The 14,919-nt window shown below is 47.3% G+C and carries 12 protein-coding genes; 11 read left to right on the top strand and 1 reads right to left on the bottom strand.

Going from position 1 to position 14,919, the window contains the following annotated elements; translation table 11 throughout:
• Positions 1–7 precede the first annotated feature (7 nt).
• Together GCA01S_RS06375 and GCA01S_RS06370 are read left to right on the top strand one after the other, a co-directional pair.
• Positions 8–1,372 (top strand): FAD-binding oxidoreductase, encoded by a 1,365-nt coding sequence (locus tag GCA01S_RS06375; RefSeq protein ID WP_042408262.1) that lies wholly within the window; start codon positions 8–10, stop codon positions 1,370–1,372.
• Positions 1,373–1,565: 193 nt separating this feature from the next.
• Positions 1,566–3,002 carry a glycoside hydrolase family 1 protein gene (locus tag GCA01S_RS06370; RefSeq protein ID WP_042408259.1) on the top strand — a complete coding sequence of 479 codons (1,437 nt, stop codon included), beginning with the start codon at positions 1,566–1,568 and terminating at the stop codon, positions 3,000–3,002.
• Between the two features lie 11 nt (positions 3,003–3,013).
• On the opposite strand, the gene GCA01S_RS06365 is transcribed toward GCA01S_RS06370, so the two are convergent.
• Complete coding sequence (locus GCA01S_RS06365; RefSeq protein WP_042408256.1) at positions 3,014–3,751, bottom strand: MurR/RpiR family transcriptional regulator; 738 nt, start codon at positions 3,749–3,751, stop codon at positions 3,014–3,016.
• 301 nt (positions 3,752–4,052) lie between these two features.
• Between GCA01S_RS06365 and GCA01S_RS06360 the strand changes: the two genes are divergently transcribed.
• From GCA01S_RS06360 to GCA01S_RS06320, 9 genes are all read left to right on the top strand, one after another.
• Positions 4,053–5,141 (top strand): tellurite resistance/C4-dicarboxylate transporter family protein, encoded by a 1,089-nt coding sequence (locus GCA01S_RS06360; RefSeq protein ID WP_042408254.1) that lies wholly within the window; start codon positions 4,053–4,055, stop codon positions 5,139–5,141.
• A gap of 188 nt (positions 5,142–5,329) precedes the next feature.
• Positions 5,330–6,346, top strand: coding sequence for a sugar-binding protein (locus GCA01S_RS06355; protein WP_042408251.1), 1,017 nt, complete (start codon positions 5,330–5,332; stop codon positions 6,344–6,346).
• Positions 6,339–7,814 carry a sensor histidine kinase gene (locus GCA01S_RS06350; RefSeq protein ID WP_081804177.1) on the top strand — a complete coding sequence of 492 codons (1,476 nt, stop codon included), beginning with the start codon at positions 6,339–6,341 and terminating at the stop codon, positions 7,812–7,814. Before GCA01S_RS06355 ends, GCA01S_RS06350 begins: the two co-directional genes overlap by 8 nt.
• On the top strand, positions 7,792–9,342 hold the full coding sequence (locus tag GCA01S_RS06345) for a response regulator transcription factor (RefSeq protein ID WP_042408248.1): 1,551 nt from the start codon (positions 7,792–7,794) through the stop codon (positions 9,340–9,342). Before GCA01S_RS06350 ends, GCA01S_RS06345 begins: the two co-directional genes overlap by 23 nt.
• Positions 9,343–9,486: 144 nt before the next feature.
• Complete coding sequence (locus GCA01S_RS06340) at positions 9,487–10,785, top strand: ABC transporter substrate-binding protein (RefSeq protein ID WP_042408246.1); 1,299 nt, start codon at positions 9,487–9,489, stop codon at positions 10,783–10,785.
• A gap of 97 nt (positions 10,786–10,882) precedes the next feature.
• Positions 10,883–11,821 (top strand): carbohydrate ABC transporter permease, encoded by a 939-nt coding sequence (locus GCA01S_RS06335; RefSeq protein ID WP_026078576.1) that lies wholly within the window; start codon positions 10,883–10,885, stop codon positions 11,819–11,821.
• Positions 11,821–12,642, top strand: coding sequence for a carbohydrate ABC transporter permease (locus tag GCA01S_RS06330; protein WP_017436467.1), 822 nt, complete (start codon positions 11,821–11,823; stop codon positions 12,640–12,642). The genes GCA01S_RS06335 and GCA01S_RS06330 overlap by 1 nt, the downstream gene beginning before the upstream one ends.
• A 92-nt stretch (positions 12,643–12,734) precedes the next feature.
• Entirely contained in the window at positions 12,735–13,610 is an 876-nt protein-coding gene (locus tag GCA01S_RS06325) for an ROK family protein (protein WP_042408243.1), read from the top strand.
• Between the two features lie 377 nt (positions 13,611–13,987).
• The gene (locus GCA01S_RS06320) at positions 13,988–14,728 is read left to right on the top strand and encodes an MBL fold metallo-hydrolase (protein ID WP_042408241.1); all 741 of its coding nucleotides are present in this window, start codon (positions 13,988–13,990) and stop codon (positions 14,726–14,728) included.
• Positions 14,729–14,919 lie beyond the last annotated feature (191 nt).

Raw genomic sequence — 14,919 nt, 5'->3', positions numbered from 1 at the left:
GATCGCAATGGGACTGTATGAAGATTTGCTGGAACGGATTGGCGACCGCGAACGGGTGACGATAAACGAGACAATTCTTGAGCAGCACAGCAAAGGCATCGCCTATCATGCACCGCGAAAGCCGGATGTCGTCGTGTTTCCGAAAACGGCGGCGGAAGTAAGCGCGGTATTGTCCTACGCCAATGAGCGGCGCATTCCGGTGACGCCGTTTGGCGCCGGAAGCAGCCTTGAAGGGCATGTGATTCCGGTTGAAGGCGGCATTACTCTTGATTTTACCATGATGAACGAAATTATCGAGATTCGCCCGGATGACTTTCTTGCCATTGTCGAGCCGGGAGTCACACGGATGCAGCTGAATCAGGCGCTGAAACAATACGGCTTGTTTTTCCCGGTCGACCCGGGCGCCGACGCGACGATCGGCGGAATGGCAGCGACGAATGCGAGCGGCACGAATAGCGTCAAATACGGAGTCATGCGCGACCAAGTGCTTGGCTTGGAAGTCGTATTAGCCGACGGAACGACCATCCATACCGGCGGGATGGCGGTGAAATCGTCAGCGGGCTATGATTTAACAGGTCTGTTTGTCGGCTCGGAAGGAACGTTAGGAGCGTTTACGCGCATCATTGTCCGTCTGCAAGGCATCCCGGAAGCGACGAACGCGATAAAAGTCAGTTTCCCGACGCTGGCGGAAGCAGCGCAGGCGGCAGCGTCGATTTTAAAGGCGGGGGTTTCGCCAGGGAAAATAGAGCTGGTCGACGAACAAACGATCGACGCCGTCAACCGATATAAAAAGACGGATTACCCAGTGAAGCCGACATTATTTATCGAACTAAGCGGCAGCGCCGCCAGCATCCAAGACGGCACTGCAATGGTCAAAGAATTGTGCGAGTCGGAAAACGCGGTAGCGTTTGAGGTCGAAGAGGATTCCGTCGCCAGGGCCAAACTATGGGAGGCGCGCCACCATGCGGCGTTTGCCATTCAAGCGGCCTACCCAGGGAAAGCAATGTTATCCACCGACGTATGTGTGCCGATTTCCAAACTGCCGGCGGCGATTGCCGAAACGCGCAAGCTCGTCGATGAATACGGCATGACGGCCGCGATTTTCGGCCATGTCGGCGATGGCAATTATCATACCGTCTTAGCGTTTGACCCGAACGATGCGGAAGAAATGAAACGGATCGAAGAAGTAAATGCCCGCATCGTCCGCTACGCCTTATCCCATGGCGGCACGTGCACGGGCGAGCACGGCATCGGCATCGGCAAGCGGCGGTTTCTATACGAAGAACACCGCGATTCGGTTCCGTTTATGAAAGGGATTAAGCAGCTGTTTGACCCGAACGGTATTATGAATCCAGGGAAAATTTTTCTATAATAATACTTCCCCACTGATTCCTACCCAGTGGGGAATTTTTTTGAATCTATCAGAGTAACATCTTGTTACGCGTATGAAACAAATTTTTTTCGTTTTGTGCGAATTACGGAATTTTGGCAACATATTTACTTTTTGTGGGGAAACCCGTTTATTTAGTAAGTAGGGAAATAATGAAGAAAAGGAGGAAAAAGAGATGGAACATAAGCAATTGCGCCCATTCCCCGACGGCTTTTTATGGGGCTCCGCCTCGGCTGCATATCAAGTCGAAGGCGCATGGAATGAAGACGGAAAAGGACCGTCGGTTTGGGATGTCTTTGCCAAACAGCCAGGCAGAACGTTTAAAGGAACGAACGGCGATGTCGCGGTTGATCATTATCACCGCTATAAAGAAGACGTGGCGTTAATGGCGGAAATGGGGCTAAAAGCGTACCGCTTCTCTGTCGCGTGGAGCCGCGTATTTCCAAACGGGAAAGGGGAAGTGAATGAAAAAGGGTTGCAGTTTTACGACAATCTGATCAATGAACTGTTAACGCATCATATTGAACCGATTATCACACTGTATCATTGGGACGTTCCGCAGGCGCTGATGGACGAATATGGCGCATGGGAGTCGCGGCAGATCATCGATGATTTTCATGATTATGCGGTGACGCTGTTTCAGCGGTTTGGCGATCGCGTCAAATATTGGGTGACGCTCAACGAACAAAATATTTTCATTACGTTCGGCTATCGGTTAGGGCTGCATCCGCCAGGAGTCAAAGACGTTAAACGCATGTATGAGGCGAACCATATTGCCAATTTGGCGAACGCCAAAGTGATTCAAGCGTTCCGCCATTATGTGCCGGACGGCAAAATCGGCCCGAGCTTCGCTTATTCGCCGATGTATCCATATGATTGCCGGCCGGAAAATGTGCTGGCGTTTGAAAATGCCGAAGAATTTCAAAACCATTGGTGGATGGACGTATACGCCTGGGGCACGTATCCGCAAGCCGCTTGGAACTATCTTGAGCAACAAGGGTTGGCCCCGACGATAGAACCCGGCGATATGGAATTATTGAAAGCGGGGAAACCGGATTTTATGGGCGTCAATTATTATCAAACGAAAACGATCGAGTATAATCCGCTAAACGGTGTCGGCGAGGGAATCATGAACACGACCGGCAAAAAAGGAACTTCGACGGAAAGCGGCGTTCCGGGACTGTTTAAAACGATTCGCAATCCGTATTTAGAAACGACGAACTGGGATTGGACAATTGACCCGGTCGGCCTTCACATCGGATTGCGCCGCATCGCCAGCCGCTACGGACTGCCGATTCTCATTACCGAAAACGGCCTCGGCGAATTTGACAAGCTGGAAGATGGCGATATCGTCAACGATGATTACCGCATTGACTATCTTCGCCACCATATTCAAGAAATCCAGCGCGCGATCACCGACGGCGTCGATGTCATTGGCTATTGCACATGGTCGTTTACCGATCTTCTCAGCTGGCTGAACGGCTATCAAAAGCGGTACGGGTTTGTGTATGTCAACCGTGATGACGAATCGGAAAAAGATTTGCGCCGCATTAAAAAGAAAAGCTTTTACTGGTATAAACAAGTGATTGCTTCGAACGGCAAAGAGCTTTGAGCGTTTGCCAGTTATGCAAGCGGCCCGTTCAGCATCCGGTACATCTCTTTTGCCAGGCTTTCCAGCAAGTAAATGACCGGGATTTGCGTCGTGACATTCGTTTGTTCGACAAATTCGGTATTGACGTAATACGTCAAGTTGTAATCCGACATTTTCGCCAGCGAACAATGTTTGCGGTTGGTGATGCTGATGATGGTGCTCCCTTTTTCTTTTAAGCGGTGGACCTGCGATAGCGTATAGGACGTTTCGCCCGATACGGATAAAGCGATGGCTACGCAGTTGTTGAAATAATGGCCGTAAATTGGGAAAAACGGATCTTTAATGTAAACGGAAAACTTTTTCAGCGCGGAAAAATAGCGGGAGCCGTATTCCGCCAAAATGCCGGAGCTGCCGGAACCGACGAAAATGACGTTGTCGGCGCGGGCGATCGCGGCGGCCGCTTCGCGGATCGTCTGCTGGTAATCGGTTTTTAAGGTCCGCTCAAAAAATTCGGCGAGCGTATCTTGGGCGTTGGTGATAAAGGACCGCTCGTTTTGCTGCAAATATAGTTTCAGTTTCGTTTTAAACTCGGAAAAGCCGTCGCAGCCTACCTTTTTGCAAAAGCGCAGAATTGTTGGCGGCGAAACATGCACCGCATCCGCGAGCTCGCGAATGCGCATATATACTACTTCATTGACGTGTTTCGTGACATAGTTGTAGATGATATAGTCCAGTTCAGAAAAACGGGCGATTTGTTCGGGCGTAAACATAATGACACCTCGGTTTGTTTGCTTTAAGCGGATTATTTTTATTCATTATAGCATGCCGAGCAACTGTGGGCTCGTCCAGCCAATCCAATCATTCATATCATATTGGAGCGAGAAGCCCTCACTTTTGCCAAACGGAAGTGGGGGATGAATCGCTTTTTTTTTTTCAAAAATGATAAATGATACAGAACTGCAGAAGGAAAACATGTAAAATAAAAAGGAAGGAGAGGTCCATGATAAGTATTGGAACAATATGTAAAAAAACGTTTTAAAATGAATGTAGACTGCATTTAGGAGTGGAACAATGATTCGTTATATTAAACAAATGTCGGTCAATCTATTTCCAGGTTATTTTGCCCTTGTCATGGCTACAGGAGCGCTATCGATTGCCACATTTTTGCTTGGTATGCACCTCATTTCTAGGTTGTTACTGTATTTTAACACAGTTGCTTACATCACTTTATGGTGTCTTACTTTGTTCCGTCTGATTCGATTTACGCCGCGGATCATAGCGGATTTGACCAGCCATACGCTTGGTCCTGGGTTTTTTACTTTGGTTGCCGGGACTTGTGTGTTTGGCAGCCAGCTGATTACCGTAGCCCATCATTATTCATTAGCGCTTTATTTATGGTTTTTAGGCATTATTCTTTGGATCGTCGTCATGTATACATTTTTTACGGCAGTTACGGTGCGAAAGGATAAGCCTACTTTGGCAGAAGGGATTAATGGTGCTTGGCTCATTGCCGCTGTGGCTACGCAATCCATTTCTGTCCTTGGCACATTGCTTTCCTCCCATGTGGAAAACGGACGGGAAATCCTCTTATTTTTCACTTTATGCATGTACTTGTTAGGCTGTATGTTATACTTGAACATTATTACCTTGATTTTTTATCGGTTTACTTTTGCTGAGCTTAAAATTGCTGCGCTGACCCCGCCATATTGGATCAATATGGGGGCGGTCGCCATTACTACACTGGCGGGATCGACGTTAATGCTGCATTCGCAAAATTGGTCTTTTCTTGGTGAAGTGATGCCATTTTTAAAAGGATTCACGTTATTTTTTTGGATTACGGGTACATGGTGGATTCCGTTGTTGTTTATTCTTATGGTATGGCGCCATCTTTACCATCATTACCCATTGAAATATGACCCGCAATTTTGGGGGATGGCCTTCCCGCTTGCGATGTATACGACTAGCACATATCAATTGGCTAAAGCGTTAAATATCCCTTTTTTATTAGTGATTCCCCGTTTTATGGTATATATTGCAATGGCCGCATGGCTAACGGTGCTAATTGGCTTGATTCACCATTTATATCTTAGCTTTCGTGCTCATCGGAACACTTCTTCCGGACAGGCTTTCTCTTGGCAGCGCAGGGGAGGGGGAAGCTGAATAAGAAATTTTTGTGGATCAGATAGGGAGCGTGGGCCGAGGCAAATATCCGGCCATTTCCGTAAAACGCTGACTCCAAAGGTTATCCATCCAACCTTTGGGGTCATTTTTTATTATCCCAGTGTTGAAAAATTTAGGTACAATGATGATTAGAGGAAAATGGTTTGGATTCGCACAGGAGGTTGTCTATGCGTCGTACATGGTGGAAGTGGGGCATTTATGCCGGCAGCATCGTGGCGCTTGTTGCAAGCGCTTCCTTTACGATCTATTGCGCGTGGAAAGTGTATGCCTATCATCAGCCCGGTGAAGGGGCGACAGTGAAAACGGAAAATAACGAGTATCATTTTGTCCTCGTTCCCGAGGAGCTGGATAACGATTATTGGCGGCTCGTAGAAAAAGGGGCGAAAGCGGCCGCGAAGGAATTGGGGGTAAACCTTGAATATGTCGGGCCGCGGCAGGCCAACATTGATGAACATATTCATATTCTTGAAAAAGCGGCCGCTTCCAAAGTAGATGGAATTATGACACAAGGATTAACGGAAAAAGAGTTTACTCCGGTCATCAATCATATAGTGGAAAAGAATATTCCGGTGGTGACCATTGACACCGATGCCCCAACAAGCAAACGCACGGCGTATATAGGGACCGATAACTATTATGCCGGTTTTATCGCCGGACGGGCATTAGTCGAAGATATGCATGGAAAGGCGAATGTGGCGATCATTACCGGCAGTTTGACCGCTTCCCACCAACAGCTGCGCGTGCAAGGATTTAAAAATGCGGTGAAGCAAGAAAAGGGAATTCGCATCGTCGCCATCGAAGAATCGCATATTACGCGCGTGCAGGCAGCGGAAAAAGCGTACAACATTTTAAAAAAGCATCCGGAAGTCAATGCGTTTTATGGGACAAGCGCGCTCGATGCGATTGGCATCGCCAAGGTCGTCGAGCAGTTTCACCGTGAAAAGGGAACGTATATTATCGGATTTGATACGCTGCCGGAGACGATTCACTATTTGCAAAAAGGAACGATTCATGCCACGGTGGTGCAGGAGCCGTACGAAATGGGGTATCGCGCGGTGAAAACGATGGTCGATATTAGGAAAGGAAACGATGTTCCATCGGTCACGAATACGGAAACGAAAGTGATCCGCAAGCAAGATTTGCCGCTGCGGCCATCCCGCAACTACGAGGTGAAACATGATTAAAATCCGCACGAAAGTATTGCTCTATTTTAGCATTTTCATTGTGCTGCTAAACGTCACGGTCTTCTTTTTCTACCAAAGCAGCGAAGATATTGTGACCGACTATGACTACAGCATGCGCCGGCTGCTTTTGTTTAATGAAATTTCGCAGCGGACAAACCGGCTGGTAGAACAGTTGAACGCTTATTTGACGGAAAAAGATGAGCGCTATTTTCGGGAGTATGAGCGCCAATACCGGTGGCTGCAGCAGCACCGCAGACAAGTAGGCGAAGCGCTTTCCAACCGGAATAATCGTCTTTTGGTGGAAAACTACGAACATATGATTGAAAGTTTGTTAGAGGAAGGAGCGCTGACGGTTTACCACTTTCAAGCAGGCAATATTAGCTTGTATTCTTCCCATCTTCATGAAACCATGAAGATCGCTTCGTTTATTCAAGAGACGACCCTTTCTCTCATTGACGAGGAGTTAACGACCTATCAACATTTTTATAATGAAGTGGAAGCGCGGAATCGTTATTTTCGCTATATGGGAATGGGGCTGTTTGTGACGACGTTTTTGCTTGGCGTCCTTTTAGCCGTATGGTTTTCCGGAGGGCTGACAAAGCCGATTGCGCGCCTTTCCCGGGCCGCTCGGGAAATCGCCAGCGGGAAGTTGGATGGCCCCGATGTCATCAGCGCCACCAATGATGAATTGAAGCTGCTGACTGATACGTTTAACGATATGCGCCGCAACCTGAAGCGGCTGATCGAGGAAATGAAGCAAAAATCAGAGCTGGACCGGCTTGTCAAAGAGTTGGAGTTAAAAAGTTTGCAAAGCCAAATTAATCCGCACTTTTTATTTAACACGTTAAACGTTGTCTCCAAAATGGCGTATTTAGAAGAAGCGAACCAAACATCAAGGCTGATCGAAGCGATTGCCGCCATTTTGCGCTATAACTTGGGAGATTTGCAGCGCACGGTCACGTTGGCCGACGAGGTGCACATCGCGCACGAGTACTTTTTTATTCAACAGACGCGTTTTTTTGACCGCATTAAATTTTCCATGGATGTAGAGGAGTCATGTTTATCGCTGCCGATTCCGCCGCTGACGTTGCAGCCGCTCATTGAAAATGCGTTTATTCATGGAATTGAATCGTATGAAAAAGGAGCGGTGCTTTCGTTAAAAGTGGAAAAAAAGAAGGATCTTGTAGTCGTTGAAATAAGAGACAACGGAGTGGGGATGAGCGAAGAAGTGAAAGAAAAGCTAACCGCTTTTATCAAAGGGGAAGAAACGGATTCCATTTCTCATGGAAAGACGCACGGCCACTCGACTGGCATCGGGATGCGGAACGTTATTCGCCGGCTGCAGCTGTTTTACGGGGTACAAGATGTCATCGAAATTGAATCAGCGGTTGGCAAAGGAACAACGATCCGCTTGCTTTTGCCAATGACAAAAGGGGGGAAGACGCATGAGGATCGCCATTGTCGATGATGAAGCGCTGGAGCGGAAAGCGTTGCAAAAAATGATTCGCGACCACCTCCCAGCGATGGAAGTGATCGCGGAAGCGGCCAACGGAAGAGAAGCAGTGGAGATTGCTGATCAATATAAGCCGGATGTGATGTTGATGGATATTAAAATGCCCGGAATCGACGGGCTTAAGGCGATCGAATGGATTCGCCGAAACCATCCGGATATCAAGTTTATTATCGTTTCCGCGTTTGATACGTTTGACTATGCGAAGCAAGCGATGCGGCATGGGGTAAAAGAATATTTATTAAAACCAAGCCGGAAAGAAGAAGTGATCGGGGCGCTGCGGCGGGTGTATGACGAATTAATGGAAGAGCGGCGGAAAGAGGAAGAAAATCGGGAATTGCAAAAGCGAGTGCACCAATTGCAAAAGCTGGTCGAAAAAGAGTGGCTATCCGTGCTCATGCTAGAAGAAGTGTCTTCAGAAGAATGGAAACAGTGGGAGGCGCTGCTTCCGTTTTCGATCGACTCGGGAATGTTTATGGTGATTCAGTTTCCAAGCGGCGGAAAAAGGGAGGATTGGAAGCACTGGATCGAGCAGACGCTTAGCAAAAAGGCGGCGGTGCGTTATGTCATTGGCAAAATGATGGACGGACAAATGCCGGTGTTGTTTTTTCATGATGCCGCGGATAAAACATTTCCATGGAAGGCGATGATCCAGTCCCTTGCCCTCGAACTGATTCAGCAGTTCGAACAGCAATATGGACAAACGCTTTATATTGGCCTTGGCTCCCCGGCATCACATCTGGAAGAATTGCGACAGTCTTATTACGAAGCACTTGCCGCGGTGCAATATTATGCCACGCAAAAAAAGGCAAAGAGCGGGTTCCTGCCGAAAAAAGCGGTATTCGCAGCGGCAACCATCGATCAAACGGAAAGAGAAAAACGATTGTTGGATGCCGTGCGCCAAGGCGATTTGGAGCAGGCGCTTCCGCAATGTTTCTCGTATATCGAGGAGGCCGCCGCCCATCATCCGTTTGCGGCCGTGCAGCAGAAGCTGGAGGAAACGTTTATTTTGCTTGGCCGCATGTTGGCCGATTTCGGCATTGCGTATGAGCGGACCACCACTTTTCATTCATGCCGTTCCCTTGAAGAATTGAAAAAAACCGCTGCGGAGCAGCTGCAGCACATGACCCGCCATATCCAGGCGTGGCGCCACCAGCAGGCAAACGGAAAGCTTGGCAAGGCAAAAGAGTATATTGACGAACATTACCATCATCCGCTGACACTGGAAGAAGTGGCGGAATATGTCGGCATCAGTCCATACTACTTTAGCAAACTATTTAAAGACCGCTTCGGCAAGACGTTTATTGACTATGTGACCGATGTGCGCATCGCCCGCGCGAAAAAGGAAATGGCCAATCCGAATAAAAGCCTCAAAGAAATTTGTTTTCTCGTCGGCTATAATGACCCGAATTATTTTAGCCGCGTTTTTAAAAAGCATACCGGCCTGTCTCCGAGCGAATATCGGAAAAAGCTCCTGGCCCCATGACCGTGGCCAGGAGCTTTTTTGTCGATGGACAAAAAAGTGAAGAAGATCGCAAAAAAGTATAGGGATTTATTCGCGGAAACGGCGCAAAAACATGTTACATTCATATTGAAGGGGTTTTCATGATGAAATGAGGGGGAGGAGAGCGTGAAGAAAAAAGGATTATGGTTGTCTTTAGCGTTAGTGTTTGGTTTCACGTTATCTGGCTGTAATTCCGATTCCGCATCGAATAATGGCCAGAAAGAGGACCAAAGCGCCAGCAAAGGACATGAGAAGCTAGAAATATTCAGCTGGTGGACGGGCGCCGGCGAAGAAGATGGATTGAAAGCGCTGCTCAAGCTATTCCAAGAAAAATATCCAGATATTCCAGTGGAAAACGCGGCGGTAGCCGGAGGAGCGGGAACGAACGCGAAAGCGGTATTAGCGAGCCGCATGCAAGGAAATGACCCTCCTGCGACATTCCAAGTGCACGGCGGTGCGGAGCTCAATGAAGGATGGGTCGCCGCTGGCAAAATGGAACCGCTCAATGATTTGTATGAAAAAGAAGGCTGGATGGATAAGTTTCCGAAATCATTGATCGACATGGTCAGCAAAGATGGAAAAATTTATTCCGTTCCTGTCAACATTCACCGCGGTAACGTGCTTTGGTATAACAAAAAAATCTTTGCGGAAAACGGCCTCGAGCCGCCAAAAACGTTTGATGAGTTTTTCCAAGTTGCCGAAAAGCTGAAAGCAAAAGGCATTACGCCGCTTGCGTTGGGGGATAAGGAGCCGTGGACGGCAACGCATATTTTTGAAACCGTTTTATTGGGCACACTCGGTACGGAAGATTACAAAAAGCTTTGGACAGGAGAATTGTCATTTGACGATCCGAAAGTGAAAGAAGCGGTCAACACGTTTAAGAAAATGTTAAATTACGTCAACGAAGATCACAGCTCCCGCAACTGGCAAGATGCCGCTCAATTGGTCGGCAAGGGCGAAGCGGCGATGAACATTATGGGAGATTGGGTCAAAGGCTATTTTGTCAATGATTTGAAATTAAAAGTGAATGAAGATTTCGGATATGTGCCGACGCCAAACACAGAAGGCAAATTCATGGTCATTACCGATACGTTTGGTTTGCCAAAAGGCGTGAAAAATCCTGATGATGTGAAGAAATTTTTAGCGGTGCTTGGTTCCGTGGAGGGACAAGATACGTTCAACCCTCTTAAAGGCTCGATTCCGGCGCGTATTGATGCGGATCTATCTAAATATGACGAATATGGAAAACAAACGATTCAAGATTTCAAAACGGCGGAGCTGGCGCCAAGCTTAGCGCACGGATCGGCGGCTCCGGAAGGATTTGTGACAAAAGTCAATCAAGCGGTCAATATTTTCGTGACGCAAAAAGATACGAAAACGTTTATCGATACACTTGTATCAGCTTCGGCAGAATTGAAGAAATAAAGAAGAAAAGGGGGACGGGAACCATTCTCTTCCCCTTTTCGTGTTACGACGGGAGGAATCAAATGTGGAAACGGTAAAGACAGTATCGGAACGAAGCGTGACGGTCGTACCGGCACCGCGGAAAAAACGGAAATGGACCGTGGACCATTGGCTTGCGGCTGCGTTTCTCACGCCGTCGGTTGTGCTTATTTTCATTTTCGTCTATGGCTTTATCGGCTGGACGGGATATGTCTCCCTCAGCAACTGGAATTCACTTGTACCCGATTTATCGTTTGCCGGGTTGAAAAACTATATTTATTTGTTTCATGATTTCCGCTTCCAGGCCGATTTGCGCAATACGCTGGTATTTACGATCCTGTTTATCGGCGTGGTGATTGTGCTTGGCCAATTGTTGGCGATTTTGCTAGATCAAAAACTGCGCGGAGAGTCGATTTTCCGCAATATTTTCTTTTTCCCGATGGCATTATCGTTTGTGGTGACGGGGGTTGTCTGGCAATGGTTATTAAACCCGTCAACCGGTGTCAACTTGTTTTTAAAAAAGTTTGGATTGGACTCGAAGTGGTACACGGATACAACGATTTTAGGAGGTTTCCACTTAGGGAACATTGAATTTGGCGTGCCGGTGGCGATCGTGGCGGTGGTGATTGCCGCCGTATGGCAAATGACGGGGTTTGCTGTTGCGATGTATTTGGCCGGATTAAGGGCGATTCCGGAAGAAGTGCGCGAGGCGGCGCGGATGGACGGCGCGACGGAGCTGCAAATTTACCGCAAAATTATTATTCCATTGCTGCGGCCGATCACTGTCAGCGTCATCATCATTATGGCCCATATTTCGCTGAAGATTTTTGACCTGATTTACGCGATGACGGGCCCTGGGGCGAACTTTGTTACGGACGTGCCGGGGGTATATATGTTTGAGACGACGTTCCGCGGCAACTATTATGCGAACGGAGCGGCAATTGCAATGATCATGCTCCTTTCTGTCGCCATTTTTATCGTTCCATATTTGATTTCCAGCCGGAAGGGGGGATCGTGATGAGACAACGGGCATGGTCGAGGCTGTTGTTATACGTCATTTGTATCTTCATGAGCCTGTTTTTTTTAATGCCGGTCTATGTGATGCTGGTGACAAGCGTCAAGCCGCTTGATGAAGTGACGCTCGCCGATATGTGGAAGCTTCCAACTACCTTTGATTGGAGCAGCTATCAAACCGCGTTTGCGAAATTGGCGCCGAACTTTTGGAATTCCGTTTATTTAGTGGTTCCGGCGACATTGTTGTCAGCGATGTTAGGGGCATTAAACGGCTATGTCTTGTCGAAATGGAAATTCAAAGGGGCGGACACGATTTTTACGCTCATTTTGTTCGGCATGTTTATCCCGTACCAAAGCATTTTGATTCCGCTGATTCAGTTTTTGCGCGAAATAGGCCTGTATAATACGATTCCGGGGCTCATTTTTGTGCATGTCGTGTACGGGATTCCGATTACGACGTTAATGTTCCGCAATTTTTACGCGGCGATCCCCGATGAAATGATTGAATCGGCGAAAATCGACGGAGCCGGGTTTTTACGGATTTTCCGCTATATTATGCTTCCGCTCTCGATTACCGGGTTTGTCGTCGTAGCGATTTGGCAGTTTACGAATATATGGAATGAATTTTTATTCGCCGTCACGATTACCACTTCTGCACAGCAGCCGATTATGGTCGCTTTGCAAAACTTATCGGGCAGCCAAATTGTGCAATGGAACGTGCAAATGGCGGGAGCGCTGCTTGCTGCTTTGCCGACCTTGCTTGTCTACATTTTTCTAGGCAAATACTTTGTTCGCGGTTTATTGGCTGGTTCGGTAAAAGGATAATCAGGCATGACGGCAAAGGACGCCCCTGCTTTTTGTCGATTTTATGATACAATGAAAGCGGAAATCATAGAGGAGAAAGCGGGGAGAAGTGCGTGTATCTTGGAGCGATTGAAGCAGGCGGCACGAAGTTTGTCTGCGCCATCGGCGATCATGATGGAAATATTAAGGAGAGGGTGACGTTTCCAACGACGACGCCGGAAGAAACGATGCGCCGTGTCGTTGAGTTTTTCCGCCCATACCCGTTAGAAGCGATCGGCATCGGCTCGTTTGGTCCGGTTGATTTGCGTCGCGATAGTGCGACGTATGGCTATATTACGAGCACGCCGAAACAACAATGGGTGAATTTCAACTTTGTCGGCGAAATGAAACGGCATTTTTCCGTGCCTATTGGCTTTGATACCGATGTCAATGCGGCCGCGCTCGGGGAACGGCGCTGGGGTGCCGCGAAAGGGCTGCAAAGCTGCATTTATATTACCGTTGGAACGGGAATCGGTGTCGGGGCGATTGTCGAAGGCAATCTGCTCCATGGCCTGATGCATCCGGAAATGGGGCATATTCTCGTTCGCCGTCATCCGCAAGACACATTTGCCGGCGTTTGCCCGTACCATGGCGATTGTCTGGAAGGAATGGCGTCCGGGCCGGCGATTGAAAAGCGCTGGGGGAAAAAGGGCGCGGAGCTGGCCGATCGCAAAGAAGTATGGGAGTTAGAAGCGTTTTATTTGGCGCAGGCGATTGCTAACTACATCTTAATTTTATCGCCGGAAAAAGTGATTATCGGCGGCGGCGTTATGAAACAAGAACAGCTGTTGCCCAACATTCGTCATCATGTGATGGAGTTTCTCAATGGATACGTACAACACGAGGTGATTTTACAGAAAATGGATGAGTATATCGTCCTGCCTGGATTAGGGGATAACGCTGGAGTTTGCGGTGCGCTTGCGTTAGCGAAACAAGCGCTTGATGAATAATCGGAAGCGAAATGCGACCGTTCGTTGCGGAACAGGATGCAGCGAAAACGGTCGTTTTTTATTATAATGAGGCGAAAAACCATTCTTCTGATGGCACCGCATCCATTGGCTTGTTAATGGTAATATGGCGCATAAGGATTGTGAGATTTTAACAATCGGTACAGGAAGGTGTTAGTAGCAGATTGCTTGTTTTATCCAACGATGGAACCATATAAGAGCAATGAAATCATGCCATATTTATTGACAAATATATTTTTTTATGGTAAAATAAAATTTTTATTTATTGACATTTTGTTTGGAACTATGGTAATTAATATATTACGAAATGTTTAGCATCAAAACTAATATTAATATTATTCATTAAGGGAGAGGATTCAATGAAGATTTCGAATGGAGTAGCAATGCTTGAATTAAAAGTTCAAGGTTTTGTTTTAAATCCTACGCTGGTTTGGGACGATGAAACCGCCGTTTTGATTGATGCCGGCATGCCTGGGCAATTGGAACAAATACGTGCCGCCATGAGTGAGGCCGGCGTCTCCTTTCATAAATTGAAAGCGGTAATTCTGACGCATCAGGATTTGGATCACATAGGGAGTCTTCCTGAAATATTAAAAGAATCCACTAACCGCATTGAAGTGTATGCGCACGAGCTTGACAAACCATATATTGAAGGGGATTTGCCTCTGATCAAAACAGACCCCAACCGCATAAGTAAAGAAGAATGGGTGTCTCTTCCGGAAGAAATGCGGATTTTATATCAGAATCCTCCGAAAGTGAAAGTTGACAAGACGGTGGATGACGGCCAAGAGCTTCCTTATTGCGGGGGGATTCGTGTTATTTTTACGCCTGGGCATACTCCAGGACATATTAGTCTGTATTTAAAACAAAGTAAAATCCTTGTTGCCGGGGATGCAATGATATGTTTAAATGGCTCTTTGCACGGACCGGTTCAGCGAACCACGCTAGATATGAATACAGCGCTTCGTTCATTGGAAAAATTTTTGGACTTAGATATAGAATCTGTGATTTGTTATCACGGAGGTATTTGTAATGGCAACGTGAAAAACCAGCTCCAACACCTTGTAAGGCAGGACGGCAACATAGCAGAAAAGAAATGAAAGTGGATACATTCAAAAAATAGCAGTTTGATAGGCAGTGAAAAAACGCTTTTTATTCAGCTATTAGGAATCGTGGGCTTCATCAATAAGCAGCTTTGGTTTGTGAAACCATCATCCGCGGTGAAGCCTGCCTCATCGTCGAAAGGATCGGCAGGGAAGGTAGCAGCAAAGAAGAAAGACAAAAAAGCAAA

Source organism: Parageobacillus caldoxylosilyticus NBRC 107762 (genome assembly GCF_000632715.1).
GTDB classification, from domain to species: Bacteria; Bacillota; Bacilli; order Bacillales; family Anoxybacillaceae; genus Saccharococcus; species Saccharococcus caldoxylosilyticus.
Note: the sequence above shows the minus strand (reverse complement) of the source record. Positions and strands in the feature narration are given on the sequence as shown.

Excerpts from the sequence above, each read along its gene's own strand:
- GCA01S_RS06350 (WP_081804177.1), top strand. The coding sequence starts at position 6,339 with ATGATTAAAATCCGCACGAAAGTATTGCTCTATTTTAGCATTTTCATT.
- GCA01S_RS06355 (WP_042408251.1), top strand. The coding sequence starts at position 5,330 with ATGCGTCGTACATGGTGGAAGTGGGGCATTTATGCCGGCAGCATCGTG.
- GCA01S_RS06345 (WP_042408248.1), top strand. The coding sequence starts at position 7,792 with ATGAGGATCGCCATTGTCGATGATGAAGCGCTGGAGCGGAAAGCGTTG.
- GCA01S_RS06330 (WP_017436467.1), top strand. The coding sequence starts at position 11,821 with ATGAGACAACGGGCATGGTCGAGGCTGTTGTTATACGTCATTTGTATC.
- GCA01S_RS06370 (WP_042408259.1), top strand. The coding sequence starts at position 1,566 with ATGGAACATAAGCAATTGCGCCCATTCCCCGACGGCTTTTTATGGGGC.
- GCA01S_RS06365 (WP_042408256.1), bottom strand. The coding sequence starts at position 3,751 with ATGTTTACGCCCGAACAAATCGCCCGTTTTTCTGAACTGGACTATATC.
- GCA01S_RS06360 (WP_042408254.1), top strand. The coding sequence starts at position 4,053 with ATGATTCGTTATATTAAACAAATGTCGGTCAATCTATTTCCAGGTTAT.
- GCA01S_RS06375 (WP_042408262.1), top strand. The coding sequence starts at position 8 with ATGGGACTGTATGAAGATTTGCTGGAACGGATTGGCGACCGCGAACGG.
- GCA01S_RS06320 (WP_042408241.1), top strand. The coding sequence starts at position 13,988 with ATGAAGATTTCGAATGGAGTAGCAATGCTTGAATTAAAAGTTCAAGGT.